Annotated in this window: 24 protein-coding genes and 1 tRNA gene; 10 read left to right on the top strand and 15 right to left on the bottom strand. The window is 70.8% G+C overall.

Features of this window, described 5'->3' with window-relative positions:
- Nucleotides 1-205: 205 nt before the first annotated feature.
- On the top strand, nt 206-679 hold the full coding sequence (locus ACIBJH_RS18515) for an SsgA family sporulation/cell division regulator (RefSeq protein ID WP_399117901.1): 474 nt from the start codon (nt 206-208) through the stop codon (nt 677-679).
- Nucleotides 680-698: 19 nt separating this feature from the next.
- On the opposite strand, the gene ACIBJH_RS18510 is transcribed toward ACIBJH_RS18515, so the two are convergent.
- Nucleotides 699-2,105 (bottom strand): FAD-binding oxidoreductase, encoded by a 1,407-nt coding sequence (locus tag ACIBJH_RS18510; protein WP_399118197.1) that lies wholly within the window; start codon nt 2,103-2,105, stop codon nt 699-701.
- Between the two features lie 92 nt (nt 2,106-2,197).
- Here ACIBJH_RS18510 and ACIBJH_RS18505 point away from each other — a divergent pair, with 92 nt between their 5' ends.
- Nucleotides 2,198-3,679, top strand: coding sequence for a tetratricopeptide repeat protein (locus ACIBJH_RS18505; protein WP_399117900.1), 1,482 nt, complete (start codon nt 2,198-2,200; stop codon nt 3,677-3,679).
- Nucleotides 3,680-3,702: 23 nt separating this feature from the next.
- Here the strand turns inward: ACIBJH_RS18505 and ACIBJH_RS18500 are convergent, their stop codons facing one another.
- On the bottom strand, nt 3,703-4,569 hold the full coding sequence (locus ACIBJH_RS18500; RefSeq protein WP_399117899.1) for a Teichoic acid biosynthesis protein C (Precursor): 867 nt from the start codon (nt 4,567-4,569) through the stop codon (nt 3,703-3,705).
- A 32-nt stretch (nt 4,570-4,601) separates the two neighbouring features.
- Nucleotides 4,602-5,747: a 4-hydroxyphenylpyruvate dioxygenase gene (gene hppD, locus ACIBJH_RS18495; RefSeq protein ID WP_381253709.1), complete on the bottom strand. Its 1,146-nt coding sequence runs from the start codon at nt 5,745-5,747 to the stop codon at nt 4,602-4,604.
- A 125-nt stretch (nt 5,748-5,872) separates the two neighbouring features.
- On the opposite strand from hppD, the gene ACIBJH_RS18490 reads away from it, so the two are divergent.
- From ACIBJH_RS18490 to ACIBJH_RS18460, 7 genes are all read left to right on the top strand, one after another.
- Nucleotides 5,873-6,364, top strand: a complete 492-nt coding sequence (locus tag ACIBJH_RS18490) for an Lrp/AsnC family transcriptional regulator (protein WP_399117898.1) — start codon at nt 5,873-5,875, stop codon at nt 6,362-6,364.
- Nucleotides 6,365-6,376: 12 nt separating this feature from the next.
- Nucleotides 6,377-7,024 carry an ABC transporter permease gene (locus ACIBJH_RS18485; RefSeq protein ID WP_399117897.1) on the top strand — a complete coding sequence of 216 codons (648 nt, stop codon included), beginning with the start codon at nt 6,377-6,379 and terminating at the stop codon, nt 7,022-7,024.
- Entirely contained in the window at nt 7,017-8,261 is a 1,245-nt protein-coding gene (locus ACIBJH_RS18480) for a betaine/proline/choline family ABC transporter ATP-binding protein (protein ID WP_399117896.1), read from the top strand. Before ACIBJH_RS18485 ends, ACIBJH_RS18480 begins: the two co-directional genes overlap by 8 nt.
- A complete protein-coding gene (locus ACIBJH_RS18475; protein ID WP_399117895.1) occupies nt 8,258-9,067 on the top strand; it encodes an ABC transporter permease in 810 nt (269 codons plus the stop codon). Before ACIBJH_RS18480 ends, ACIBJH_RS18475 begins: the two co-directional genes overlap by 4 nt.
- On the top strand, nt 9,064-10,026 hold the full coding sequence (locus tag ACIBJH_RS18470; protein WP_399117894.1) for a glycine betaine ABC transporter substrate-binding protein: 963 nt from the start codon (nt 9,064-9,066) through the stop codon (nt 10,024-10,026). The genes ACIBJH_RS18475 and ACIBJH_RS18470 overlap by 4 nt, the downstream gene beginning before the upstream one ends.
- Before the next feature lie 81 nt (nt 10,027-10,107).
- Nucleotides 10,108-10,692 (top strand): ArsR/SmtB family transcription factor, encoded by a 585-nt coding sequence (locus ACIBJH_RS18465; RefSeq protein ID WP_399117893.1) that lies wholly within the window; start codon nt 10,108-10,110, stop codon nt 10,690-10,692.
- 11 nt (nt 10,693-10,703) lie between these two features.
- Entirely contained in the window at nt 10,704-10,889 is a 186-nt protein-coding gene (locus tag ACIBJH_RS18460) for a hypothetical protein (RefSeq protein WP_399117892.1), read from the top strand.
- Here ACIBJH_RS18460 and ACIBJH_RS18455 read toward each other — a convergent pair.
- The 6 genes from ACIBJH_RS18455 to ACIBJH_RS18430 form a co-directional block, all read right to left on the bottom strand.
- Complete coding sequence (locus ACIBJH_RS18455; RefSeq protein WP_399117891.1) at nt 10,886-11,680, bottom strand: S16 family serine protease; 795 nt, start codon at nt 11,678-11,680, stop codon at nt 10,886-10,888. The genes ACIBJH_RS18460 and ACIBJH_RS18455 overlap by 4 nt on opposite strands.
- A gap of 63 nt (nt 11,681-11,743) precedes the next feature.
- Nucleotides 11,744-12,385: a helix-turn-helix domain-containing protein gene (locus ACIBJH_RS18450; RefSeq protein ID WP_355913202.1), complete on the bottom strand. Its 642-nt coding sequence runs from the start codon at nt 12,383-12,385 to the stop codon at nt 11,744-11,746.
- A 330-nt stretch (nt 12,386-12,715) separates the two neighbouring features.
- Nucleotides 12,716-14,515: a DEAD/DEAH box helicase gene (locus tag ACIBJH_RS18445; protein ID WP_399117890.1), complete on the bottom strand. Its 1,800-nt coding sequence runs from the start codon at nt 14,513-14,515 to the stop codon at nt 12,716-12,718.
- A 117-nt stretch (nt 14,516-14,632) separates the two neighbouring features.
- Nucleotides 14,633-15,022 (bottom strand): type II toxin-antitoxin system death-on-curing family toxin, encoded by a 390-nt coding sequence (locus ACIBJH_RS18440; protein ID WP_399117889.1) that lies wholly within the window; start codon nt 15,020-15,022, stop codon nt 14,633-14,635.
- A complete protein-coding gene (locus tag ACIBJH_RS18435) occupies nt 15,019-15,219 on the bottom strand; it encodes a ribbon-helix-helix protein, CopG family (protein WP_399117888.1) in 201 nt (66 codons plus the stop codon). Before ACIBJH_RS18435 ends, ACIBJH_RS18440 begins: the two co-directional genes overlap by 4 nt.
- Nucleotides 15,220-15,244: 25 nt before the next feature.
- Entirely contained in the window at nt 15,245-16,729 is a 1,485-nt protein-coding gene (locus tag ACIBJH_RS18430) for an MFS transporter (RefSeq protein ID WP_399117887.1), read from the bottom strand.
- Nucleotides 16,730-16,919: 190 nt separating this feature from the next.
- Here ACIBJH_RS18430 and ACIBJH_RS18425 point away from each other — a divergent pair.
- Nucleotides 16,920-16,991 (top strand) — tRNA-Cys (locus ACIBJH_RS18425).
- A gap of 162 nt (nt 16,992-17,153) precedes the next feature.
- Here ACIBJH_RS18425 and ACIBJH_RS18420 read toward each other — a convergent pair.
- The 6 genes from ACIBJH_RS18420 to ACIBJH_RS18395 all read right to left on the bottom strand — a co-directional run bounded on the left by ACIBJH_RS18420 (nt 17,154) and on the right by ACIBJH_RS18395 (nt 24,875).
- The gene (locus tag ACIBJH_RS18420; protein ID WP_399117886.1) at nt 17,154-17,861 is read right to left on the bottom strand and encodes a DinB family protein; all 708 of its coding nucleotides are present in this window, start codon (nt 17,859-17,861) and stop codon (nt 17,154-17,156) included.
- Nucleotides 17,862-17,970: 109 nt separating this feature from the next.
- Nucleotides 17,971-19,146: an SUKH-4 family immunity protein gene (locus tag ACIBJH_RS18415; RefSeq protein WP_399117885.1), complete on the bottom strand. Its 1,176-nt coding sequence runs from the start codon at nt 19,144-19,146 to the stop codon at nt 17,971-17,973.
- Nucleotides 19,147-19,350: 204 nt separating this feature from the next.
- Nucleotides 19,351-19,881: an AAA family ATPase gene (locus ACIBJH_RS18410; protein WP_399118196.1), complete on the bottom strand. Its 531-nt coding sequence runs from the start codon at nt 19,879-19,881 to the stop codon at nt 19,351-19,353.
- 16 nt (nt 19,882-19,897) lie between these two features.
- Nucleotides 19,898-22,213, bottom strand: a complete 2,316-nt coding sequence (locus tag ACIBJH_RS18405) for a xanthine dehydrogenase family protein molybdopterin-binding subunit (RefSeq protein WP_399117884.1) — start codon at nt 22,211-22,213, stop codon at nt 19,898-19,900.
- Entirely contained in the window at nt 22,210-23,985 is a 1,776-nt protein-coding gene (locus tag ACIBJH_RS18400; protein WP_399117883.1) for a 2Fe-2S iron-sulfur cluster-binding protein, read from the bottom strand. Before ACIBJH_RS18400 ends, ACIBJH_RS18405 begins: the two co-directional genes overlap by 4 nt.
- Nucleotides 23,982-24,875, bottom strand: coding sequence for a xanthine dehydrogenase family protein subunit M (locus ACIBJH_RS18395; protein ID WP_200714545.1), 894 nt, complete (start codon nt 24,873-24,875; stop codon nt 23,982-23,984). Before ACIBJH_RS18395 ends, ACIBJH_RS18400 begins: the two co-directional genes overlap by 4 nt.
- Nucleotides 24,876-24,946: the final 71 nt, after the last annotated feature.

Genomic DNA, 24,946 nt, shown 5'->3' with positions numbered 1-24,946 from the left:
GCGACCGCCACTGCCCGTCCGGTCGGACCCACCCCTTTCCGGGCAAGCTCGTGCACGGAGTCCACACGCCCCGAAGCCCCGTGACGCCTTCGCGAAGCCTCGCGCAAAAAAAAGTTTCCCGAAGTCGCGTAATGCTTACGGCCGCACGCCCTCTCCACTCGTACGGGCCCACCGCGGGACCCGCGAGCACGAGAGGACACACGTCATGCACACAGTCGTAGAGCGGGAGTTGGAGCTGAGGCTGATCCTGTCGCCGGAACGGAGCATTCCCGTTCCGGCCCGGCTCAGCTACCGCACCGACGACCCGTACGCCGTCCACATCTCCTTCCACATCACCTCCGAGCACCCCGTGCACTGGACGTTCGCCCGCGAACTGCTCGTCGAGGGGGTGTTCCGGCCGTGCGGGCACGGGGACGTGCGGGTGTGGCCGACGAAGGTGGAGGGGCGCAGCGTCGTCCTGATGGCGCTGAGTTCACCCGACGGGGACGCCCTCCTGGAGGCCCCGGCGGCCCAGGTGTCGGCGTGGCTGGAGCGGACCCTGCGGGTGGTGCCCCCGGGCTCTGAGGCGGAGCAGCTCGGCATCGACGACGGCCTGGCCGAGCTGCTCGCACCGACCCCGGCCGACGACCTGTGGCTGCGCGACCCGTGGCCGTCGGACGAGTCGCGGGACGGGGAGTGAGCCGTAGCGAGGAACGGGGTCAGAAGAGTTTGCCGGGGTTGAGGATCCCCAGCGGGTCGAAGGTCGCCTTGACCGCCCGCTGCATCTCCACGCCCACCGGCCCGATCTCGCGGGCCAGCCACTCCTTCTTCAGGACGCCGACGCCGTGTTCGCCGGTGATGGTGCCGCCGAGCTCCAGGCCGAGGGCCATGATCTCGTCGAAGGACTCGCGGGCCCGCCGGGACTCGTCGGGGTCCTGCGCGTCGAAGCAGACGGTGGGGTGGGTGTTGCCGTCGCCCGCGTGCGCGCAGACGCCGATCGTCAACTGGTACTTCTCACCGACCCGTTCCACCCCTTCGAGCATCTCGCCGAGCCGCGACCGGGGCACGCACACGTCGTCGATCATCGTCGTGCCCTTGACCGCTTCGAGCGCGGTGAGCGACAACCGCCGCGCCTGGAGCAGGAGTTCGGACTCGGCCGCGTCCTCGGCGGGCACCACCTGGGTGGCTCCGGCGGCCTCGCAGAGGGCTCCTACGGCGGCCAGGTCGGCGGCGGGGTCGAGCGTGTCGAAGGCGGCGAGGAGCAGCGCCTCGGTGCTCTCCGGCAGTCCCATGTGCGCGAGGTCGTTCACGGCCTTGACGGTCGTACGGTCCATCAGTTCGAGGAGGGACGGCACGTGCCCGCCCTCCATGATCCGGCACACGGCGTCGCACGCGGCGGCCGCGGACCCGAACTCGGCCGCCAGGACCAGCTGTTGGGGCGGCTGCGGCTTCAGCGCCAGGACCGCCTTGACCACGATCCCGAGTGAGCCCTCCGAGCCGACGAACAGACGGGTCAGGTCGTACCCGGCGACCCCCTTGGCCGTACGACGGCCCGTGCTCATCAGCCGTCCGTCGGCGAGGACGACGTCCAGGCCGAGGACGTACTCGGCCGTCACCCCGTACTTCACGCAGCACAGCCCGCCCGAGGCGGTGCCGATGTTGCCGCCGATGGTGCACATCTCCCAGCTGGAGGGGTCGGGCGGGTAGTACAGGCCGTGTTCGTTGACCGCGCGGGAGAGGGTCGCGTTGATGACGCCCGGCTCGACGACCGCGATGCGGTCGACCGGGCTGATCTCCAGGATGCGGTCCATCTTGACGAGGGACAGCACGATGCAGCCCTCGGAGGCGTTCGCCGCGCCCGACAGGCCGGTGCGGGCGCCCTGCGGGACGACCGGGACGCGCAGTTCGGTGGCGACGCGCATCACGTGCTGGACGTGTTCGACCGTGCGCGGCAGCACGACGACGGCCGGGGTGCCGGACGGGCAGAAGCTCGCCATGTCGTTGGCGTACGAGACCGTGACGTCCGGGTCGGTGAGGACGGCCTCGGCGGGCAGCCCGGTCAGCAGGCGGTCGAGAAGGGATCCGGTGTCGTGGTCGCGAGGCGCTTCGATACGGCTCATGATCACAGCGTCGCACTCGCGGCCATCGGTGTGAACCCCGTCCACGCGCGGCTTCGGCTGCCAGGGTGTGGTCGTCGTACTGACGCAGAGTGAGCGCCATGGAGAACGAACAGCGGAGCCCGGGTACGTCCCTGGTGGCGGAGCCTCGCAAGCGCCGCTCCCCCGTTCTGCGGCGGGTGCTGATCGCCTCGGTCGCCGGGTGTGCCATGGTCGGCGGCCTGCTGTGGCTGCTGCCCGAGGAACCGCGCCGGGTGCCGCCGCCCGCTCCGGGCCCCAAGACGCAGGCGCTGACCGCGGTCACCGCGGGGGTACCGGCCGCGCTGCCCGACCTCGCCGCGCTGATCGGCGACCGCGAGGCCCGGGTGCGGGCCAATCCACGGGACGCGCGCTCGTGGGCGGTGCTCGGAGTGGCCTACGTGGAGCAGGGACGGCGGACCGGAGACGCCCTGTACTACCCGAAGGCCGACGACGCCCTCCACACCTCGCTGAAGGTCCGCGCGAAGGGCAACGACGCGAGCGCCGTGGCGATGGACGGCCTGGCGGCGCTCGCCAACGAACGGCGGGACTTCCGGGCGGCCAAGACCTGGGGCGAGGCCGCGGTGAAACTGGCGCCGAAGCGCTGGACGACGTATCCGCTGCTGATCGACGCGTACACCGGCCTCGGCGACTACAAGGCGACCCGGCGGACCCTCGAAAAGCTCCAGGAACTGCACTCCGGACCCGCCGTGATGGCGCGCGCCGCCGACGTCTACCGCGACCGGGGCTGGCGCGAGGACGCCGCCGCCCAGCTCGCCGACGCGGCGGCCAGGGCGACCGCGCCCGCCGAACAGGCGGCCTGGTGGCAGCGGGCCGGGGAGCTGGCCTGGGAACGCGGGGACCGGGAGGTGGCGCTACGGCACTTCGAGGCGGCCGTACGGATCGATCCCGACCAGCGGGAGGCGCTCGCCGGTGAGGGCCGGGCACTGGCGGCACTGGGCCGCACCTCGGAGGCCCTGAACGCCTACCAGGTCGCCCTCGCCAAGCAGCCGACCCCTCAATACGCCCTGGAACTGGGCGAGTTGTACGAGTCGCTGGGCCTCACCCAGGCGGCCCGCGTGCAGTACGACACCCTGCGGACCCTGGTGACCCGGGACACCGCGGGCGGCGTCGACGACGAGCTGGTGCTCGGCGTGTTCGAATCGGACCACGGGGACGCGCGGGATGCCGTACGGCGGCTGCGGGGCGAGTGGGCCAGGCAGCCGGGGATCGCGGTGGCGGACGCGCTGGGGTGGGCGCTGCATCGGGCCGGACAGGACGCGGAGGCGCTGAAGTTCGCGTCGACGGCGACGGACAAGGTGCACGGGGGCGGGGTGCGGGACGCGCTGTACGCGTTCCACCGGGGCATGATCGAGCAGGGGTTGGACAAGCCCGCGTCCGGGCGCCGGCATCTCCAGGAGGCGTTGCAGATCAACCCGTACTTCTCGCCGCTGCGGGTGCCGCAGGCGCAGGCCGCGCTGGCCGCGCTGGGCGAGCCACCGGCCGAGCCCCTGCCTACGGACAAGGAACCGCAGGACAAGGAGCCGCAGGAGAAGACGGGTTGAGGTCTTGAGGTCGGGGGCCTCGCCTACGGCTTGTGGCAGAGGGAGAAGCGTCGTGCCCCGGCCTCCCCGGACGCGAAGCCCACGCACAGGCGGGTGCCGGGTTTCGTGCGGACGGCGAGGCCCTCCGGTTCGCGGTAGGTGAGGGTGTAGCCGGCCTCCGTGCGGGACTGCTGGAGGAGTTCGCCGGTGCGGATGTCGAGGCAGGAGACGTAGGTGTTGCCGTGTTTCGCGGGCGGGTTGGTGGTGGAGTCGTAGGCGGTGCCCGCGAGTTGGTAGAGGTGGTCGCCGTCGAGGGCGTAGCCCTGGAACGGGATCGCCGGGTCCGGGTGGGCGCCGGTCTGGGCGATGTCGGCGAGCGGTGTGGCGTAGTCGCGGGCCACGAAGGCGCCCAAGTCCCATATGCGGTAACGGGGTTTGTTGGCGATGCGGTAGCGGATGGCGATGCGGTTCGAGGACATGCAGACCGTGGGCTGGTTGTTCGTGGAGTTCGCGATCGGCTTGCGGATCGCCACGTCGGCGGCGGTACGGACCGCGCCGTTCGCGAAGTGGAAGCGGGTGACGGCCTGGCCGTAGGCGCCACCCGAACCGGCCTTCGCGGCGGCCTCGGTCCAGATCCAGACGTCCCCCTCGGGGGTGTTCTGCACGCCCATGCTGACGCCGTGCCCGAAGCCCTGGAGGTGCATGTGGCCGAGCGAAGTGCCTTTGTAGTCGAGCTGGTTGAGGCAGAGGTTGCCCGCCTCGGCGCCGCCCTGTCTCAACTGGAGGACGTACAGGCGCTGGTGGACCTCGTCCAGGGCGAACGACTGGAGGACCGTGGGTTCGTGCAGGGTGCCCTTGTTCCACAGCCAGCGCACCGCCGGTGCGGTCAGGTCGATGGGCGCGTCGGCCACGGTCCTCCCAAGTCCCTCGCGGGACCCGTGAGTTACAGGTTGCCCCGCTTTTCCTGCTCCCGCTCGATCGCCTCGAACAGGGCCTTGAAGTTGCCCTTCCCGAAGCCCATCGAGCCGTGCCGCTCGATGAGTTCGAAGAACACCGTAGGACGGTCCTGGACCGGCTTGGTGAAGATCTGGAGAAGGTACCCGTCCTCGTCGCGGTCGGCGAGGATCTTCAGCTCGCGCAGGGTCTCGACGGGGACGCGGGTGTCGCCGACCCACTCGCCGAGGGTGTCGTAGTACGAGTCGGGGGTGTCGAGGAACTTGACCCCGGCCGCGCGCATCGTCCGTACCGTCCGCACGATGTCGTTGGTGTTGAGCGCGATGTGCTGGACGCCCGCGCCGCCGTAGAACTCCAGATACTCGTCGATCTGGGACTTCTTCTTGGCGACGGCCGGTTCGTTGATCGGGAACTTGACCTTCAGGGTGCCGTCGGCCACGACCTTCGACATCAGCGCGCTGTACTCGGTCGCGATGTCGTCGCCCACGAACTCCTTCATGTTCGTGAAGCCCATGACCTTGTTGTAGAAGCCGACCCACTCGTTCATGTGGCCCAGTTCGACGTTGCCGACACAGTGGTCGATGGCCTGGAACGTACGGTGGGCGGGCGCCTCGACGAGTGGGTCGGCGGGGGCGAAGCCGGGGAGGTACGGGCCGTCGTAGTCGACGCGCTCGACCAGCGTGTGGCGGGTCTCGCCGTAGGTCGCGATCGCGGCCAGGACGACCGTCCCGTGCTCGTCCTTCAGCTCGTACGGCTCGGCGAGCGAGCGGGCGCCGTGCCCGACGGCGTAGGCGTGCGCGGCGCGCGCGTCCGGGACCTCGATGGCGAGGTCGACGACGCCGTCGCCGTGCTCGGCCACATGGCGGGTGAGGAACTCGCCCCAGGGGGTGGCGGGCTTGATCACGGAGGTGAAGACGAAGCGGGCGGAGCCGTTGGTGAGGACGTACGAGGCGGTCTCGCGGCTGCCGTTCTCCGGTCCGGAGTAGGCGGCCAGGGTCATGCCGAAGGCCGTGGAGTAGTAGTGCGCCGCCTGCTTGGCGTTGCCCACGGCGAAGACGACCGCGTCCATTCCCTTGACCGGGAAGGGGTCGGCCTGCCGGGCGGTGTCGGGAGTGTGGTGAGTGGTCTGGGTCATGAGCGCAGGCTCCCCCTCACCGGCAAGGTGCGCAATAGTTTGCGTTTCTGCTGGGCAGCTTGTTCAGTGTTACGACCGTTTCGGCGGACTTTCTGTACATGATGACCATCGTGGGAGGCGCCGGCATGGGGATCGATCAGCTCGACGGCCGGATCATCGCGCTGCTGGCCGAGGAGCCGCGCATCGGGGTGCTGGAGATGTCCCGGCGGCTGGGGGTCGCCCGGGGGACGGCGCAGGCGCGGCTGGACCGGCTTCAGTCGAATGGAGTCATCCGCGGGTTCGGGCCGCAGGTCGATCCGGCGGCGCTCGGCTATCCGGTCACGGCGTTCGCGACGCTGGAGATCCGGCAGGGACAAGGCACGGACGTGCGGGCGCACTTGGCGACCGTCCCGGAGGTCCTCGAACTGCACACCACCACCGGCAGCGGGGACATGCTGTGCCGGCTGGTGGCCCGCTCGAACGCCGATCTCCAGCGGGTCATCGACCGGGTTGTCGGTTTTGATGGCATTGTCCGGGCCGCCACCGCGATCGTGATGGAGAACCCCGTTCCACTGCGGATCATCCCGCTGGTGAAACAGGCGGCGGCGGACCCGGAAGGGACGACCTGGCCGACGTAGGGGTGTGGGCATGTGAGCTTCTGGGAGTACGTGGGCAACCGGCACCAGCAGCTGCTCACCGACGCCTACCAACACGCCAGCGCGGTCTTCCAGTGCATGGTCGTGGCCACGCTGATCGGCGTGGTGATCGGGGTCGTGACGTACAGGAGCGAGTGGGCGGGCAATCTGGCCACCACCGCCACCTCGACCATTCTGACCATTCCCTCGCTCGCCATGATCGGTCTGCTCATTCCGATCGTGGGGCTCGGCGTCCCGCCCACGGTGATCGCGCTGACCCTGTACGGCCTGCTGCCGATCGTGCGGAACGCGATCGTGGGGCTGCGCGGGGTCGACCCGTCCCTGGTGGACGCGGCGAAGGGCATCGGGATGTCCCGGCTGACGCGGCTCGCGCGGGTCGAACTGCCGCTGGCCTGGCCGCCGATCCTCACCGGTATCCGGGTCTCCACCCAGATGCTGATGGGCATCGCGGCCATCGCGGCCTACGCCTCCGGGCCCGGCCTCGGCAACGAGATCTTCCGCGGCCTCGCCTCCCTCGGCAGCAAGAACGCCCTCAACCAGGTGCTCGCGGGCACGCTCGGGATCATCGTCCTGGCGCTGCTGTTCGACGCCGCGTACGTCCTGCTGGGACGGCTGACCATTCCCAGGGGGATCCGTGCCTGAGCCGTCCACGACCACGTCCGGTGCCTCCATCGAGCTGGAGAACCTGACCAAGAGGTATGCCGGTAGCCCGCAGCCCGCGGTCGACAGCGTCAACATGGAGATCAAGGCGGGCGAGCTGGTCGTCTTCGTCGGGCCCTCCGGCTGCGGCAAGTCCACCACGCTCAAGATGATCAACCGGCTGATCGAGCCGACCGGCGGCCGGATCCGCATCAACGGCGAGGACGTCACCGACATCGACCCGGTGAAGCTGCGCCGCAAGGTCGGCTACGCGATCCAGTCCAGCGGGCTCTTCCCGCACATGACGGTCGCCCAGAACATCGCACTCGTCCCGAGGATGATCGGCTGGTCGAAGTCCCGGATCAGGGACCGGGTGGAGGAGATGCTCGACCTGGTCGGTCTCGACGCGGGTGAGTTCCAGGGCCGTTACCCGCGCCAGCTCTCCGGCGGACAGCAGCAACGCGTGGGCGTGGCAAGGGCGTTGGCGGCGGATCCGCCGGTGCTGCTGATGGACGAACCGTTCGGCGCGGTCGATCCGATCACCCGTGACCATCTCCAGGACGAGTTGATCAGGCTTCAGCACGAACTGCACAAGACGATCGTCTTCGTCACCCACGACTTCGACGAGGCCATCAAACTGGGCGACCGGATCGCGGTGCTGCGCGAACGCTCGCACATCGCGCAGTTCGACACCCCGGAGGCGATCCTCACCAACCCGGCGGACGACTTCGTGTCCGGGTTCGTCGGCGCCGGAGCGGCCCTGAAACGGCTCAACCTCACCCGCGTACGGGACGTGGAGATCACCGACTATCCGACGGTGACGGTCGACGACCCGCTCCAGACCATCTTCAACAAGCTCCGGGACAGCGGCACCAACGAGATCCTGCTGCTCGACAAGCGCGGCCGGCCCTACAAGTGGCTGCGGCGCGGCGACATGATGCGCGCCAAGGGCTCACTGGCCCGGGCGGGCACGCTGGTCAGCGACACGGTGACGCGGGACGCGACGCTCCGGGACGCGCTGGAGGCCGTGCTGACGGACAACGCGGGGCGGGTCGCGGTCACCGGGCGGCGCGGTGAGTACATCGGTGTCGTCGACATGGAGACGCTGATGAACTCCGTGCACGAACTCCTGGAGGCCGACCGGCTGGAGGCGATGGAGGCGCAGCACGAGCTGGAGGAGGCCCGGGCCCTCCAGACGCACGCCGAGCAGGAGGGCGCCGGAGGGGAGGAGAAGGCGTGAGCACCACTCCCGAACTGGAAGAAGCAGAGGAGGAGACGGCGGCCCCGGCGCCCCCGACTCCCCCGAAACGCCGCATCACTTGGCAGAAGCTGACGATCCTGCCCGCGTTCCTGGTGGCGGTCCTGCTGGCGACCTGGCTGTGGTTCGACCAGGCGCACCTGGACGCCATCTCGGAGAACGCGCTGTCCAACGGGCAGGTGAGCAAGGCCCTTTGGCAGCATGTCCAACTCACCGTGATCTCCACGTTCTTCGTGCTGATCATCGCGATCCCGCTGGGCATCCTGCTGACCCGCAGAGCCTTCCGGAAGGCCGCCCCGATCGCGATGACCTTCGCCAACATGGGCCAGGCGACCCCGGCGATCGGCCTGTTGGCCCTGCTGGTGATCTGGCTGGGCACCGGCGAGAAGGCGGCCCTGATCGGCATCATCGCCTACGCCGTCCTCCCGGTCCTGTCCAACACCATCGCCGGCCTGAAGGCCAACGACCCGACTTTGCTGGAGGCGGCCCGGGGTATCGGCATGTCCCAACTCGGCGTCCTGAGACGGGTGGAGCTGCCCCTCGCGGTCCCCCTCATCCTGGCCGGCGTCCGAACGGCCCTCGTCCTGAACGTCGGCACGGCGACCCTGGCGACCTTCGGCGGAGGCGGCGGCCTGGGTGTCCTGATCACCACCGGTATCACCACGCAACGGATGCCCGTCCTGGTCCTCGGCTCGATCCTCACGGTCAGTCTCGCCCTGCTGGTGGACTGGCTGGCCTCCCTGGCCGAACTGCTGCTGCGGCCAAGGGGATTGGAGGCGGGCACATGAAACGCACCTGTCTGGGTCTGGTGACGGTCGGCGCGCTCGTCGTCGTCTCCGGCTGCGGACTGACCAGCGGCTCCCCCATGGTCGACGACGTCAGCCCCGGGACGGTCGGCAAGGGCGAGCCCCTCAAGGGCGCCCATCTCACCGTCACGTCGAAGGAGTTCACCGAGCAGCTGATCCTCGGCGCGATGATGGGCATCGCCTTCGAGGCGGCCGGCGCGGACGTCCTCGACCGGACCGGCATCCAGGGTTCGATCGGAGCGCGGGAGGCCGTCAAGTCCGGTGACGCGGACGGGATGTACGAGTACACCGGCACCGCGTGGATCACGTATCTCGGCAACAGCAAGCCGATCACCGACCCGATGAAACAGTGGCAGGCGGTACGGGACGCGGACCTGAAGAACGGCCTGACCTGGCTGCCTCCCTCCGCCCTCAACAACACGTACGCGCTCGCCATGAACCAGGCCAACTTCAAGAAGTACGGCACGAAGACGCTGTCGGACGTGGCCGCGCTGGCGAAGAAGGACCCGGGCGCGGTGACGGTGTGCGTGGAGAGCGAGTTCGCCAACCGCGCGGACGGACTGCCCGGCATGCAGAAGGCGTACGGCATGAGCATCCCGGCGAAGAACATCACCCAGATGGACACCGGGATCATCTACACCCAGGTGAAGAAGGGGAGTTGTACGTACGGCGAGGTCTTCACCACCGACGGCCGCATCAAGTCGATGAACCTCGCGGTGATGGCCGACGACAAGAAGTTCTTCCCCAACTACAACGCGGCGCCCGAGATCAACACCAAGGCCCTGAAGAAGTGGCCGGCGATCGCGGAGGTCCTCGCCCCGGTCACGAAGAAGCTGAACAACACGGTGGCGCAGGCGTTGAACGCGAGGGTGGATGTCGACGGGGAGGATCCGCATCAGGTGGCGTTGGACTGGATGAAGGCGGAGGGGTTGGTGAAGTAGCGCTGGGGGGCGGGGACTTACGGAGACAGAGTTGCAAAGAAGAGGTTGCAACGCGTTCTTTGCAAGGCTATCTTTGTAGTCATGCAGGAGCACGAAGAACGGAAACAACGCCGCCTCGACGCCCGCTCGTTGCGCGGTCTGGCCCATCCGCTGAGGATGCAGCTGCTGGACGCACTGCGGCGGCACGGTCCGGCGACCGCGTCCCAACTGGCCGAGCGGCTGGGCGAGTCCAGCGGCGCGACGAGCTACCACCTGCGCCAGCTCGCCGAACACGGCTTCGTCGAGGACGCTCCCGAGCGCGGCAAGGGCCGGGAACGCTGGTGGCAGGCGGTGGACGAGAGCATCCGCTACGACAGCGCGGACTTCGAGGACGCGAGTTCCGAGGTCCGGGGACTGGCGGAGGTGTTCATACAGGAGGCCGCCGCACGGCACGGCCGCGAGCTGGCGGCCTGGCTCGGCACCCGCGGCCAGTGGCCCCAGGCCTGGTCCCACTCCTCCGACATGAGCGACATGACGCTACGGCTCACACCCGAGCTGGCCACCGAACTCATCGGCAGGATGCACGCCCTGATCGACGACTACCGGGGCCGCGCCCCCGACCAGAACGCCCCCGAATCCGAGCAAGTGCGCGTCCACACCCACCTGTTCCCCATCAAGACGGGCTGAGAGGCACAGCCATGCATCCGCACGCCCAACTCGCGCAGCAGCACATCGCCGACCTCCGCACCCAGGCCGACGCCCACCACCTCGCCCTCGCCGCCAAGCCCCCGCGGGAACTCCGCACCCGCCTCGGCTGGACCCTCGTAGAACTGGGTCTGCGGCTCGCCGCCACGCCGAACAACCCGAAGCCGGCCGTCGCCTAACAGCCCGGCACGGAACCCTTCCCCGTCTCCAACGCCTCCAGCGCACTGACCGCACCCTTCAGCGTGGTCACCGCAACCAGCCGTAGTCCCTTGGGCAGTTCGGACTTGGCGTCCGCGCACTCGGCCTTCGGCACCAGGAACACCGTCGCTCCGTCGCGGCGCGCGGCCTGGGTCTTGAGGGCCACTCCCCCGACCGCGCCGACCGCGCCGTCGGTGCCGATCGTCCCCGTACCGGCGATGGTGCGACCGCCCGTGAGGTCGCCGCCGTTGCCGTCGCCCTTCAGCTTGTCGATGATCCCCAGGGTGAACAGCAGACCCGCGCTGGGGCCGCCCACGTCGGCGAGCGTGAGCGTGACCTTCACCTTCTTGTCGCTGAGGTTCAGGTAGTTCAGCGCGGCCGTGGTCGCGTCGTCCTGCGACTCCTGCATCTGCTGGCTGTTGTGCTGCTCGATCTCCTTGACGCTGTTGCCGCTCGGGTAGACCGAGTCACGGGGCATGACCGCACGGTCGGTGCGGAACCAGCTGTCGATCACATCGCTGAGCGAGACATTCTGATCGGGCCCGGTCGCCTCGATCGTCGTCATGCGCAACTGGCCGCTCGTCGTACGCACCGGCGCATCGGAGATGGTGATCACCGGGGTGCCCTTGTTCTCGCCGAGCACGTTCGCGGTGAGACCGGGCTGCGCCAGCGAGAACGGCAGCGGCGCGAAACCCGCCGTGGCGAGCAGCGCCACGACGGGCAGGGCACAGACGGCTACGGCCCAGGGGCGCGTGAGGCGAGAGAGGAGCACGGGATCAATCTAACGCGACGGTCACTTTCGGCCGTGCGCCGGTCACCCGATCGTCATGAACGCTCAGCGCAGAGCTTCGGCCACCTCACGCGCCGCGTCCACGACCCGCGGCCCCACCCGCTCGGGCACGGCGTCGGCCAGCATCACCACGCCGACGCTGCCCTCGACCCCCGTGACCCCGAGCAGCGGAGCCGCGGCACCGCTCGCGCCCGCCTCCAACTCCCCGTGCGTCAGCGTGTATCCGGGCTCGTCGGCCCCCTGGTGCCGGGCGGCGAGGATCGCGCGACCCGCGGCTCCCTTGTCCAGGGGATGGCGGAAGCCGGCCCGGTAGGCCACGTGGTAGTCGGTCCAGGTCGGCTCGACCACCGCGACGGCGAGGGCGTCGGCCCCGTCGACCAGGGTGAGATGAGCGGTCGCCCCGATGTCCTCGGCCAGCGACCGCAGCGCGGGCAGCGCCGCCTCCCGTACGAGGGGGTGCACCTGGCGGCCGAGCCGCAGCACCCCGAGCCCGACCCGGGCCCGGCCGCCCAGATCACGTCGTACGAGAGCGTGCTGTTCCAGGGTGGCCAGCAACCGGTACACGACGGTCCGGTTGACGCCCAGTTTGTTGGACAGTTCGGTGACGGTCAGCCCGTGGTCGGTGTCGGCCAGCAATTTGAGGACGCGCAGTCCCCGGTCGAGCGTCTGAGAGGTCTCCGCGGTCACGACGCCCACTCCTTAAGTGGTGAGGTCGGCGGCCCCCTCGCGGCGGATGCGTCACCGAGTCCCGTCAGTGACGCGCTTCAGAGGCCGCCGATCGGCGAGGCGGCCCGGCGTGTCCGGGCCCCAGTCGCTTCACGGCTGCGCTCCGCGGCGGCGCTGCCACGGGGCGTGTGCGTAGCGGGACACTAGCGAAGGGGGTTCGCTGAGCGGAAGCCTCCGTCCAGAATCCGGGCACCACCTGGTACGGACCGGTTCGGTTCATGGCGATATGTCCTGACCTGCGGATCGCCCGCGCACAGCTTCCGTACAGATGTGCGGGGTGGGAGGGGCGGGTCAGCGCATACGCGTGGCCCACTCCTGGACCTTCGCGATGCGCTGCCGCAGCTGCCCCGCCGTGGCCTCGGCGCTCGGCGGGCCGCCGCAGGTGCGGCGCAGCTCGGTGTGGATGACGCCGTGCGGTTTGCCGGTCTGGTGGACATACGCGGAGACCATGGTGTTGAGCTGTTTCCGCAGCTCCATCATCTCCTTGTGGGAGACGACGGGCCGTCGCTCGGCGGGCAGTTCGAGGAGGTCGGCCTCGGAGTCCGGCTTCCTGCGGCTGTGCGCGATCTGCCGGGCCTGCCGCTTCTGGAGCAGCATCTGCACCTGGTCGGGTTCGAGGAGCCCCGGGATACCGAGGTAGTCCTGCTCCTCCTCGCTCCCGGGGTGCGCCTGCATGCCGAACTCGGCGCCGTCGTAGAGCACCCGGTCGAAGACGGCCTCGGACTCCAGCGCCTCGAAGGCGAACTGCTCCTGCTCGCCGGTGTCCTCGTCCTGCTCCTTGTTCGCCTCGTCCATCTCCTTCTCGGACTCGGCGTACGGGTCCTCCTCGCCCTCCTTCTTGGGCTTGTCGAGGGCGTGGTCGCGCTCGACCTCCATCTCGTTGGCGAAGGTGAGGAGGTCGGGGACGGTCGGGAGGAAGACGGAGGCGGTCTCGCCGCGCCGCCGGGACCGCACGAAACGTCCGACGGCCTGGGCGAAGAAGAGGGGCGTGGAGATGGTGGTGGCGTAGACCCCGACGGCGAGCCGAGGCACGTCGACACCTTCCGACACCATGCGTACGGCGACCATCCACCGGTCGTTGCTCGCCGCGAAGTCGTCGATGCGCTTGGAGGCACCGGTGTCGTCCGACAGTACGACGGTCGCCTTGGAGCCGGTGATCTCGCGGATCAGCTTGGCGTAGGCGCGCGCGGAGTCCTGGTCGGAGGCGATGACGAGGGCGCCGGCGTCCGGGATGCCCTTCCTGACCTCGGTCAGCCGCTGGTCGGCGGCGCGCAGCACGCTCGGCATCCACTCGCCGCGCGGATCCAGCGCCGTACGCCAGGCCTGGCTGATCGCGTCCTTGGTCATGGGTTCGCCGAGCCGGGCGGCGATCTCGTCGCCGGCCTTGGTCCGCCACCGCATGTTGCCGCTGTAGGAGAGGAAGATGACCGGCCGGACGACGTGGTCGGCGAGCGCGTTGCCGTAGCCGTAGGTGTAGTCGGCGGAGGACCGCCGGATCCCGTCGTTCCCTTCCTCGTACGTCACGAAGGGAATGGGATTGGTGTCCGACCGGAACGGCGTACCGGTCAGCGCGAGCCGCCGCGTGGCCGGCTCGAACGCCTCCAGGCACGCCTCGCCCCACGACTTGGAGTCACCGGCGTGGTGGATCTCGTCGAGGATGACGAGGGTCTTGCGCTGCTCGACGCGATTGCGGTGCAGCATCGGCCGTACGCCGACACCGGCATAGGTGACGGCGACCCCGTCGTAGTCCTTGCCGAGCGGCCCGGCGCTGTACTCCGGGTCGAGCTTGATCCCTATCCGCGCGGCGGCTTCCGCCCACTGCTTCTTCAGATGCTCGGTCGGCGCGACCACGGTCACCTGCTGCACGACATGGTGGTGCAGCAGCCAGGAGGCGAGGGTGAGCGCGAAGGTCGTCTTACCGGCACCCGGGGTCGCGACCGCGAGAAAGTCCCGTGGCTGCTCCTGGACATACCTCTCCATCGCCCCCTGCTGCCAGGCGCGCAGCTTGCTGGCGGTGCCCCAGGGGGCGCGGCCGGGGAAGGCCGGGGAGAGGTGGTGGGTGTTGGCGGAGGAGGCGGCGGTGGTAGTCACGGTCTCCGTTTGGTTGGTAGGGCGGCTCGGCTACGTATGACAACCGGGCCACCTTACCGGCGGGCCGGCGCTGTCAACGTGCGGACGACGCCGGGGCGGGTGGGGATGGGACTGAGGTCACATCGGTTGTTCAGCCAGGGCCCGCAGCGCTTCCCCGATCGCCTTGACCTCGTCCATAGTGCCCGTTGCCACAGCGATGACCAGGCGCTCAGCAGCGTCGATGTCCGGCCGCAACTGGACCTCGTTCATGGCGAGGAAGACGACACAGGACACCCATGCCGTGCGTTTGTTCCCGTCGAGGAACGGGTGGTTGATGGCCAGCGACTGCAGCAACGCCGCCGCCTTGTCGAACAGGTCGGTATAGGCCTCCTGCCCGAACATCGAGGCCGAGGGGCGGTGCACGGCCGACTCCAACAGGCCCACGTCACGCACGACAACCGTCTGATCGTCAACGGCCTGCTCGGCGATGGCCAGAACGTCCTCGGCCGAGAGGTAGACGAACGTCACTTGAGCCGCTCCAGCAGCTCGGCCCACTTGGCGGTCTGCTCCTTGGCGGCCCTACGGACCAACGCCTCGTGAGCCGTCCTGGCCAGGTAGTCGTCCACGGCCCGCAGCAGTATGGCGTGCATGCTGACCCCCTCCTCCTCGGCGCGCACCTTCAGGGCTTCCGTCTGGTCGTCACGAAGACGCAGGTTCATAGCCATACCAAAACAGTACCACCGAGTGGGGTCAAAGTGGTACCACCCGTGATGCGGCCCGCACCCGCGTGGTCACCCAGGCCCCCACCAACGCCACCCCAGCCATCGGCAGAAACACGGCGGCGAAGGCAGCCGGATGGGAGGCCCCCGTGCCCGCCGAACCGACCACATGCCCGACCGTGCCCCCGCCGAGCGCACCGAACGCGGCCCCGCCGACGGACAGCAGCACGACATTGGACAGCCCGTCGGAGATCTGCAGCGCGGCCGAGTTGGTGCCCGCCTCCTCCGGCGCGGAGAGCTGGAGCAGCAGCACGCTGGTGGAGGACATCACCAGCCCCATCCCGAAACACCCGAACCCCCACGCGACGGCCACGATCCACACGGGAACCGTATGGATCAGGACGCTCGGAGCCGCGGCGATGGCACCGGCCACCAGCACCATCCCGAACGTCATCAGCCGCTCCCGGTACGGCTCGACCCGCGCCCGCGCCTGCACCCACGACCCGAGCGCCCACGTCCCGCCGCCCGCCGCGAGCGAGAACCCGGCCAGCGTCGGCGACAGCCCCCGCTGGGTCACCAGCATCAACGGCACGAAGGACTCGGCCGAGATGAACGCCCCGGCACCCAACCCACGCAACAACACGACCGACGGCAGCCCCCGCGCCGCCCGGTACGTACCGCGCGGCAACAGCCCGAGCACGGCCGGCACGAGCAGCGCGACGCCCGCGGCAGCGGGGACCAGCGAGAACCACCGCAGATCCTGGGCGGCGTACTGAAAGAGCCCGGCACCGAGGGAGATCCCGAGAGCGAGCCGGATACGACGCCGGTCGAAGGAGCGGGGCGAACCGGGCGGCCGCTGACCGCCCTCGGACACGGGCCCGGCAGCCCGCCGCCGTATCTGGGGCAGGGCGAGCGCGAGCGGAAAGACGACGAGCACCGGAATCCCGATGAACACCCAACGCCAGCCCAGCTGTTCGGTCACCGCGCCGGCGGCGAGCGGCCCGACGACGGACGGCACCACCCAACTCGCGGCGAACGCGGCCACGATGGCGGGCCGCAACCGCTCCGGATACGCCCGCCCGATGACGACGTACAGAGCCACAATGACCAGCCCACCGCCCAGCCCCTGCACGGCCCGCCCCAGAATGAACACCCACATGACCTGGGCGGTCCCCGCGACCAGCAACCCGGCCGCGAACGCCCCGATCCCGGCGGTCAACGGCCCGAGCGGCCCCCGCCGGTCCGACCACTGCCCGGCGGACACCATCCCGAACAGACTGGTCGTGAAGTACCCGGAGAACGCGAACGCGTACAGCCCCACCCCGTCCAGCTCCCGAGCCGCGACGGGCAGGGCCGTCCCCACGGCGGTCGCCTCGAAGGCGATCAGCAGCACGACGGACACGATCCCCACACTGAGCGCCCGATACGACCGCCCCAGCACCCCGCCCCGACACTCGTCGACCAGGTCGGAGGCAGCATCCGTGACATCGGCGTCACGCGGTTCGAGGACGGTCATGCGGGCCAGCGTAAGGCTCATCCACCGACTTGACCCCTGTCGAAAGACGGTCCACCGCTGAGACCTTGGTCGTACGACCGCTGCCACCTCGCTCCCCCATTCATGAACGCGGTATGGCAGTCCCGTTGCGACACGACCGGCCCTCTTGTCCGCCCCCACCCTCCCCTCATACGGTCAACTCACCAACCACGGCCGTGTGCCCGAGTGGTTCAGGGACTCGCCTGCAAAGCGAGTTACGCGGGTTCGATTCCCGCCACGGCCTCTTATACAGTCTCTGACCTGGCAACTCTCAGGTCAGACGAACTCTCTCCCTGGTGGGGCTCCCCATCAGAACGGCCCTAGGTAAGTCGCTTTGGTTCTCGGGGAGGGTGTGCAGGTGGCTCTCCAGCGCGCTTGGAGCGCTCAGCCCGGTAGCTGACTCACCTCACGGCCTCGCCCGCCACAGGTCCCGCAGCAGTGCGATCTCCGCCATGTGGTGGATGAATTCCAGGTTGGCTCCCGCCACGACGGAGATGTACGGGTCGTCGGGGTCGGAGCCGTACGGGTATTGGGAGAAGCCGACCACGTCCAACTGATCCTCCGTGACCGTGGCCACGGCTGTTCGCCAGCGGTCGATCACCGGCCAGAAACCGTCCAGGGACAGGGACGCGGAGGGGCTGAAGTCGATCATCTGCTTGGGGTCCCGGCGTCGTTCACCGAACGTCCACTCCCACGCGCCCGCGAACTGGAAGTGCAGGTGGCCCAGGCGCCACGCGATCGTCGTGATGGGTGTCGAGTCCGGTTCCGGCTCGCCTTTGTGGGCGAGGACCTGTTCGACCCGTTCGACGCTCACGCTCCAGTCGTCGGCGATCTTGGCGATGGTCATGCCGTCGGCGGCCTGGCGGGTAACCTCGGCGTACTCGCTTGCCGGGATGTCCGGCGCGCCCAGGTCGAGCACCCACTCCCCCGGGCCGAACGCCCTCGGTGTCACCGCCTCGCTCCGGCGGCGGAGGGACCAGCAGTCGGGTGCCGGCTCCCAGAGGTACTCCTCGTCGCCCAGCCCAGTCAGTCGTACCTGGGCCATCTCCCGGGCCTTGTCGAACTGCTCCAGCAGTACGCCCAGTCGGTCGGTCCGTGTGTGCTCGGTGTCCATGTCCCGTTCCCCCTCGCCGCGTTGCGGTCAGGCGGAGGGAAGGTAGCGGCTCACCTCGCTTCCGCGCGAACGAGTTTCGCCGCCGACCGCGTCCACGTCCGTGTCTGCGTCAGAGCACCCCGCCCGCCTCGTCCTGGAACGCCTCCGTCCAGTAGTGCGGGTGGCGTCGGCCTGGCGCCCCGGTCCCCCGGCCCGTCGGGTCCACCGTCGACAGGGTCTGGAGCATCGTCGTGGCCAACTGGTCGTACGCCTCTGCCGTCAGCTCGCCCGAGAGGTTCGCGTCGATCGCTCTCTCGCGGTGGAGCAGCCAGAGGGTGAAGGCGAGGGTCGAGACGTCCGTGTTGAGAGGGGCCAGCGTCGCCTCCGGCTCGCTCCAGGTCAGGATCTCGCCCGTGGCGCCGTCCACCACCAGGCTGTTGTCCTCGACGAGATGGCCGAGGCGGATCAACTCGTCGGCGCGGGCCGGGAGTTCGTCGGCGGGCTCGTCCTCGTAGAACTCGGACAGGGTCGGGAGCGGGACGTCCGTGTCCAGTTGGAAGAGGAGCGCGTCCTCGGGCAGGCCCGTCTCGCGCAGGAAGCGGCGGGTCGGTTCGTGGGTGAGTGTGGCGGGGAAGTCGACCTCCTCGAAGCGGGCCACCGTGCCCTGACCGAACTCCTGGTCCAGCAGGCGGGCCGGGATGTCGAGGGTCAGCCCCGATGCCGTGCCGGGGCCCGCGACCAGGGCCAGTGGGCGGATCAGGGCCGCCGCCTTCCAGAACGGGGGCACCTCGCCGTCCGTCTCCGACTCGAAGATCGAGAGCAGGTGGCGTGACGCCTCCGCCGCCGTCTGCGCGCCGTGGCGGCCCTCGTAGGACGCGAACTGGCCGCGCAGGGAGGTCAGTTCGTCGGTGGTCGTGGTGAAGCGGGCCAGCGTTTCGACCGACGGGGCCAGTGGGCCGGTCTCCATCAGGTCCGGGCGGTCGTGGAAGAAGTGCGTCGTGGCGATCTCGCCCGTCTCGCCGTCCAGCAGGATCGACTCCGCCTCGCCACCGTCGGGTCCCCAGAGCGCGCCTATCACCAGCTGGTCCCGCAGCTCCGCCGCCAGCGGGTCGGGGTCGCCCAGCGAGTCCGCGACCGTCCGCAGGCCCTCCCTGCGCAGCTCCTCGAACGTCAACAGGCCGCTGTCACCCGGCAGTCCGGGGCCCGTCAGCCAGCGGCGCGTGGACGCGTGCGTGACGTACGGATCGAGGTCGTCCTCGGTCAACGTGATCGTGGTCGCCGTAGAACCGGCGTCGGTCCTGCTCATCGTTCCCCCGTGCATGGTTCCCCCGTGCGTGAATCTTCCCCGTGCGGCACCGGTGCTCCGCTGTCGTCCCCACTGCCCAGAACACTACGCGGCACCACTGACAATGGCCCTGACCAGCGAAAACGCGGTGAGCCCGGAGTGGAGACGCCGCGCAGGGCGTGGACGGACGCGGAACGTCCGAAACGTCCTCACCCCATCAGACGCTCAGACCACCCGTGAACGTTCCCGTCCCGCGATGATCGCGTCCACCGTCTCCCCCACCGTCAGCCCGGAGTTGTCCAGCCAGAGGCCGATGCGCGGGGTGTGCGTCCGCAGCGCGCCGTCCAACTCCTCGACCGTCCACGCGCCGTATCCGGTCTTCGCCCGGCCGGCCTCCCGTGCCCTCACGGTCGCCGGGGCCGGTGCGAGGACGATCACGTGCAGCGGGCGGGTGCGGATCAGGCCGACGTACGCCGTCAACTCCGCGCCCAGCACCACGTCCTGGACGACCGCCGTGAACCCGGCCTCCGCGTACGCGTCCGCCGTCGCCGCCGCCAGCCGGTAGCGCAGGCGGAGTTGGGACTCCCCCTCGCCGCCCGCGCCGGGAACGTACTCCTCGCGGCCCGACACGATCATCCGCCGGAACACATCACCGCGGACGTGCGCCGCCCTCGGCAACCTCTCGGCCAGCGCCTGCGCGACCGTCGACTTGCCAGCGGCCATCACGCCGGTGATGAGGACGACACCCTCGAACACCCCTTCAGGCACCCGCCTACTGCCCGTACTGCCCGTTCGTCACGACCGCCGCCTGGGGGCGGATCGGCAGGCGGTTCACGGGGCGGCCGGTCGCGGCGCGTACGGCGGAGGCGATGGCCGCCGGGGAGGTGACCACCGGTACCGCGCTGACCGCCTTCGCCCCGAAGGGAGCGACCACGTCACGTTCCTCGACGAGTTTCACGATCTTGATGTCGGGGGTGTCCAGGGCGGTGGGCAGGGCGTAGCCGGTGAGGTCGGGGTGACGGATCAACCCGCGCGCGGTGCGCAGGTTTTCCGTCAACGCGATGCCCACGCCCTGAGTCACCCCGCCCTCGATGCGGGCGACGAGTTGGGTCGGGTTCAGGATGCGGCCGACGTCCTGGGCCAGGGCCAGTTCGACGACCCTCACCGAGCCCAGTTCGATGTCGACGTCGACCACCGCGCGGATCGCGCAGAACGCGAGGCCCACGAAGGCGTCGCCCTGGCCCGCCTCGTCCAGGGGCTCGGTCGGGTGCGGGCGGCACTGGGCGGTGGCCCACAGTTCCTTGCCGTCCAGGGCCTCCGTGACGGTCGTCGAGAGGACGCCGTCGTAGGAGGTGATCTTGCCGTCGGTGATCTGGAGGAGTTCGGTGGACATGCCGAACTTGTGCGCCAGGGGCTGGAGCAGTTGGGTGCGGACCATTTTCGCGGCCCGTTCGACCGCGCCGCCCGAGACCCAGGTGTGGCGGCCTCGGCAGCCGGGGCCGGCCGGAGGCTGATCGGTGTCTACGGGGGCTACGTGCACCTCGTCGATGCCCAGGGTCTCCTGGACGATCTGGCGGGCGAGCGTGGTGAAGCCCTGGCCGGTCTCTACCGCCGCGCACAGGACCGTCGCGATGCCGTCGTGGACCTTCACGGTGGCCGTGGAGACCTCGTCCGCGCCCTCCGCGCCGAGCATGTGCACCATGCCCAGGCCGTAGCCGACGCCCCGGCGCACCGCGCCCGGTTCGCCCGCGCCCTCGGGGCCGCCGGGCAGCAGCCACTCGTCCTCGGGGGTGTCCTTGGGAAGCTGCGGCAGCGGGAAGTCCCGTACGGCCTGGAGGAGTTCGGCGACGGGTGCCGGGCAGGTCACCGTCTGGCCGGTCGGGAGGACGTCACCGGTGGCCATGGCGTTGCGCAGACGCAGCTCCGCCGGGTCCATGGCGAGCTTCTTGGCGAGCTTGTCCATCTGCGCCTCGTAGGCGGCGCAGACCTGCATGGCGCCCTCGCCGCGCACGTGCCCGGAGGGCGGGTTGTTGGTGCGGACGGCCCAGCCCTCGATGAAGGCGTTCGGGACGACGTAGGGGCCGCAGGCGAAGGAGACGGCGGCTGCCAGGGCCTCCGAGGAGGTGTCGGCGTAGGCGCCCGCGTCGAGCAGCACCTGGGCCTCGACCTTGACCAGGCGGCCGTCCTCGTCGGCGTGGTGGCGGTAGCGCAGCAGCGTGGGGTGGCGGTGGGTGTGGCCGAGGAAGGACTCCTCGCGCGTGGCGGTGAGTTTGACCGGGCAGCCGGTCTTCAACGCGAGCAGTCCGAGCGGGAGTTGGAAGCCCTGGTCCTCGCGGTCGGCGGTGGCCCCGGGGACGCCGGTGACGACGACCTTCACGCGGTCGGGCTCCAGGCCGTAGCAGGCGGCGGCCGTGTCGCGGTCGGCGTGCGGGTCCGTGGAGGCGATGTACAGCTCGACGCCGCCGTCGGGGCGGGGCACGGCGAGGCCGGCCTCGGCGCCGATGGGGGCGGGGTCCTGGCGGCCGATGCGGTACAGGCCCTCGACGACGATGTCGCCGGCCGCGTCGGGGTCGCCGTGGCGCAGCGGGATGTGGCGGATCAGGTTGCCGTCGGGGTGCAGCGGTGCGGCCTCGAAGGCCTGCTCGGGGTCGGTGACCGGGTCGAGTACTTCGTACTCGACCATGATGGCGGCGGCGGCCATCCGCGCGGTGTCCGGGTGGTCGGCGGCGACGGCGGCGATGGGCTCCCCGTGGTGGCGCACCACTTCGGAGGCGAACACCGGGCGGTCGGCGGTGCCCCGGCCGTAGCGGTCCCTGCCGGGCACGTCCTCGTGGGTGATGACGGCCCGTACACCCGGCATGTCGCGCGCGTGGGACGTGTCGACGGACACGATGCGCGCGTGCGGGTGCGGTGAGCGCAGGACGGCGGCCCACAGGAGGCCCTCGGCCCACAGGTCGGCCGCGTACGGGAAGGTGCCCTCGGTCTTGGCGCGGGCGTCGGCGGCCGGGAGCGAGGCGCCCAGGCCGTGGCCCGGATGCTCCGGGGCGGGCGCGGCCTCCGTGGTCGCGGTGGCGGCTTCGTTGCTCACGCCTGACCTCCGTCCTGGCCGTACGCCTGGTCCTGTGTGCGCGGGGACTCGAACGCCGACTGGTGGACCCCACCGCCCCCGGGACCCGCCTGGTGGGGAATACGCGCCTCGTCGCCGTCCGACTCAGGTTCGGCGGCAGCGGCGTGCGCCTCCCGTTCGGCGACGACTTCCTGTACGGCGTCCAGGACACCCCGGTAGCCGGAGCAGCGGCACAGGTTGCCGCACAGGGCCTGGCGCGCCTCCAGTTCGGTGGGCGCGGGGTTGCCCTCCAGGAGGTCGTGCACGGTCATCGCCATGCCGGGCACGCAGAAACCGCACTGCACGGCCCCGCACTTGGCGAGCGCCCGCTGCACGTCCGAGGGCTGCCCCTCGACGGCGAGGCCCTCGACCGTACGGACCTCGGAGCCGGCGGCGGTGACGGCGGGCACCAGGCAGGAGGCGACGAGCCGTCCGTCGACCTGGACGTTGCAGGCGCCGCACTCGCCCTGGGAGCAGCCGTCCTTGGCGCCCGCGAGGCCGAGGCGTTCGCGGAGCACGTAGAGCAGCGACTCGCCGATCCAGGCGTCGGTGACGGGCCGGTCGGCGCCGTTGACGCGCAACACGTAGGAGGCGAGCGGGTGTTCCTCGCCGGGGATCTTCGGGGCGGGCTCGGCGTCCTCGTCCGGCGCGTCGGCGTCCGGGGCCGTCACGGGCGCCTCAGCGGCCTCCGGGGCGGCTTCGGCACCGTCGGGCGCGTCGGTCGCCGCGGACGGCTCAGCGGGCCTCTCAGCGGCCCCCTCGGCCCCTTCGGCATCGCCGCCCGCCGGGCCGTCCGCGTCCGCCGACTGCGCGTCGGGCGCGTCCAGTTCGGCGGCGGTGTCGTCGTGGCGGTCGCCGCGCGCGTCCCCGTAGGGGTCGGTGGCGGCCTCGGTGCGGGCGTGGGCGTACGGGTCGGCGCCCTGGGGTTCCTCGTACGGCCGGTGGGTCGCCTCGGCTGCGGGGTGTTCCCCGGACCGGTCGGCCGGGTGGGCCACACCGCGCCCGTCCGTGTCCGTCGCCGGGTACGCGGTGCCCCGGCCGTCGGTGCCGCTCGCGGGGTAGGCCGTGCCCCGGCCGTCGGTGCCGCTCGCGGGGTAGGCCGTGCCCCGCCCGTCGGTGCCCGGCGCCGGGTAGGCCGCGCCGCGGCCGTCGGTGTGCTCTGCCGGGTGCGCGTCGGGCCGCTCGGTGACGCCCGTACCGGATGCCTGTTGTGCCCAGTTCTGGCCCGCGCCGTCCGTCGCCCAGGGCGCGGGCGCGCCGCCGGGCAGGGTGGCGGGCGGGGTGCCGCCCCACTGCTCGACCAGGGCGGAGGTGGTGAACTCGCCCGATTCGTCCGGGAGATCGCCCCCGGCGACGGGAATCGACCACTCCCCGGTCACGTCGTGGCCGGGCGCGGTGCCCGGGGCCGGGGCGTTGGTGTCCTGGAAGGTCCACTGGCCGGTGGCCCCGGGGTGGTACGCGAACTGCTCGCCCCCGGCCGTCCCCTGCTGCGGTACGGCGTTCGGGTCGGGCCACTGGACGCCCTCGGCGGGCACGGCCCAGGAGCCGGTGCCCGACGGGTCGCCGCCCTGGGCGGGGCCGGCCGCTATCGGCGGCGGCACATAGCCGTGGCCCGGGGCGGCGAGGAGGGCGTCGATGCCCCCTTCGGGGAGTTTCACGAAGGCCGTGGCACCGTCGTCGTAGTCGCCCTGGGGCAGCGGGTCCCAGCGTCCGCCGCCCTGGGGGGTGCCCTCTCCGTGCTGGTCGTCGGTCACGACAGCGCCCTCCCGAGTGCTCGTCGGGCAAGTGCGGCGACGGTGCGCCGCAGGTGCAGTACCGCGGGCGGAAGCTGTTCCACGGAGCCGTCCTCGGCCGGGGCCGGGTCGGGGATGCAGGCCGCGGCGACGTACTCCCCGAAGGCGGTCAGCGCCTCGGGGACGATCGCGCGGCCGTTGTCCCAGTCGATCAGCCGGGCGACCCACTGCTCGGCGTCCAGGGGTCTGAGCGGCATCGGCGCTATGGCCCCGACGGCGCACCTGACGCCGCGCCTGGCGGGGTCGAGGACGACCGCGACGGACGCGACCGAGCGTCCGGGTCCGGTCCGGCCGGTCGCCTTCAGGAAGACCTGCGGGGCGTGCAGCAGGGGCACGCGCACGAAGCCGATGAGTTCGCCGCCGCGCAGCATCTCGACGCCGGCCAGGAGGTGCGACACCGGGATCTCCCGGCGGGCTCCGCCCGGGCCCGCGATGATCAGCGTCGCCTCCAGGGCGGCCAGTACGGGCAGCGCGTCCCCGGTGGGCGCGGCCGAGGCGATGTTGCCGCCCAGGGTGCCCGCGTTGCGGATCTGCGGCGGGCCCGCGGCACGCGCGGAGGCCGCGAGCGCCGGGATGAGGGCGGCGAAGTCGGGGCGGCCCATGCGGGCGTGGGTGAGGCCCGCGCCGAGCAGCGCGTGGCCGTCCTGGTACTGCCAGCCGCGGATCTCGCTGATCCGCCCGAGACCGACCAGCGCGCTGGGCCTCAGCTGGCCCGAGTTGACGGCCGCCATGAGGTCGGTGCCGCCGGCCACGGGAACGGCCGTGGGCAGGGCCGTGAGCGCCGCCACGGCCTCGTCCAGCGTTGTGGGCAGCGTGACGGACTGCCCCGCCTGCGGTGCGTGCGTGGTCAAACCGGCTGCCCCTTCCCGCTGCCCCACCTGGTCCCACCTGTTGCTGCCGTACGGTACGTGCTGACAGGGCG

The organism is Streptomyces sp. NPDC050548 (genome assembly GCF_044457385.1).
In the GTDB taxonomy this organism is placed as follows: Bacteria; Actinomycetota; Actinomycetes; order Streptomycetales; family Streptomycetaceae; genus Streptomyces.
The sequence above is the reverse complement of the archived record's forward strand: the minus strand, read 5'-3'. Positions and strand labels throughout refer to the sequence as shown.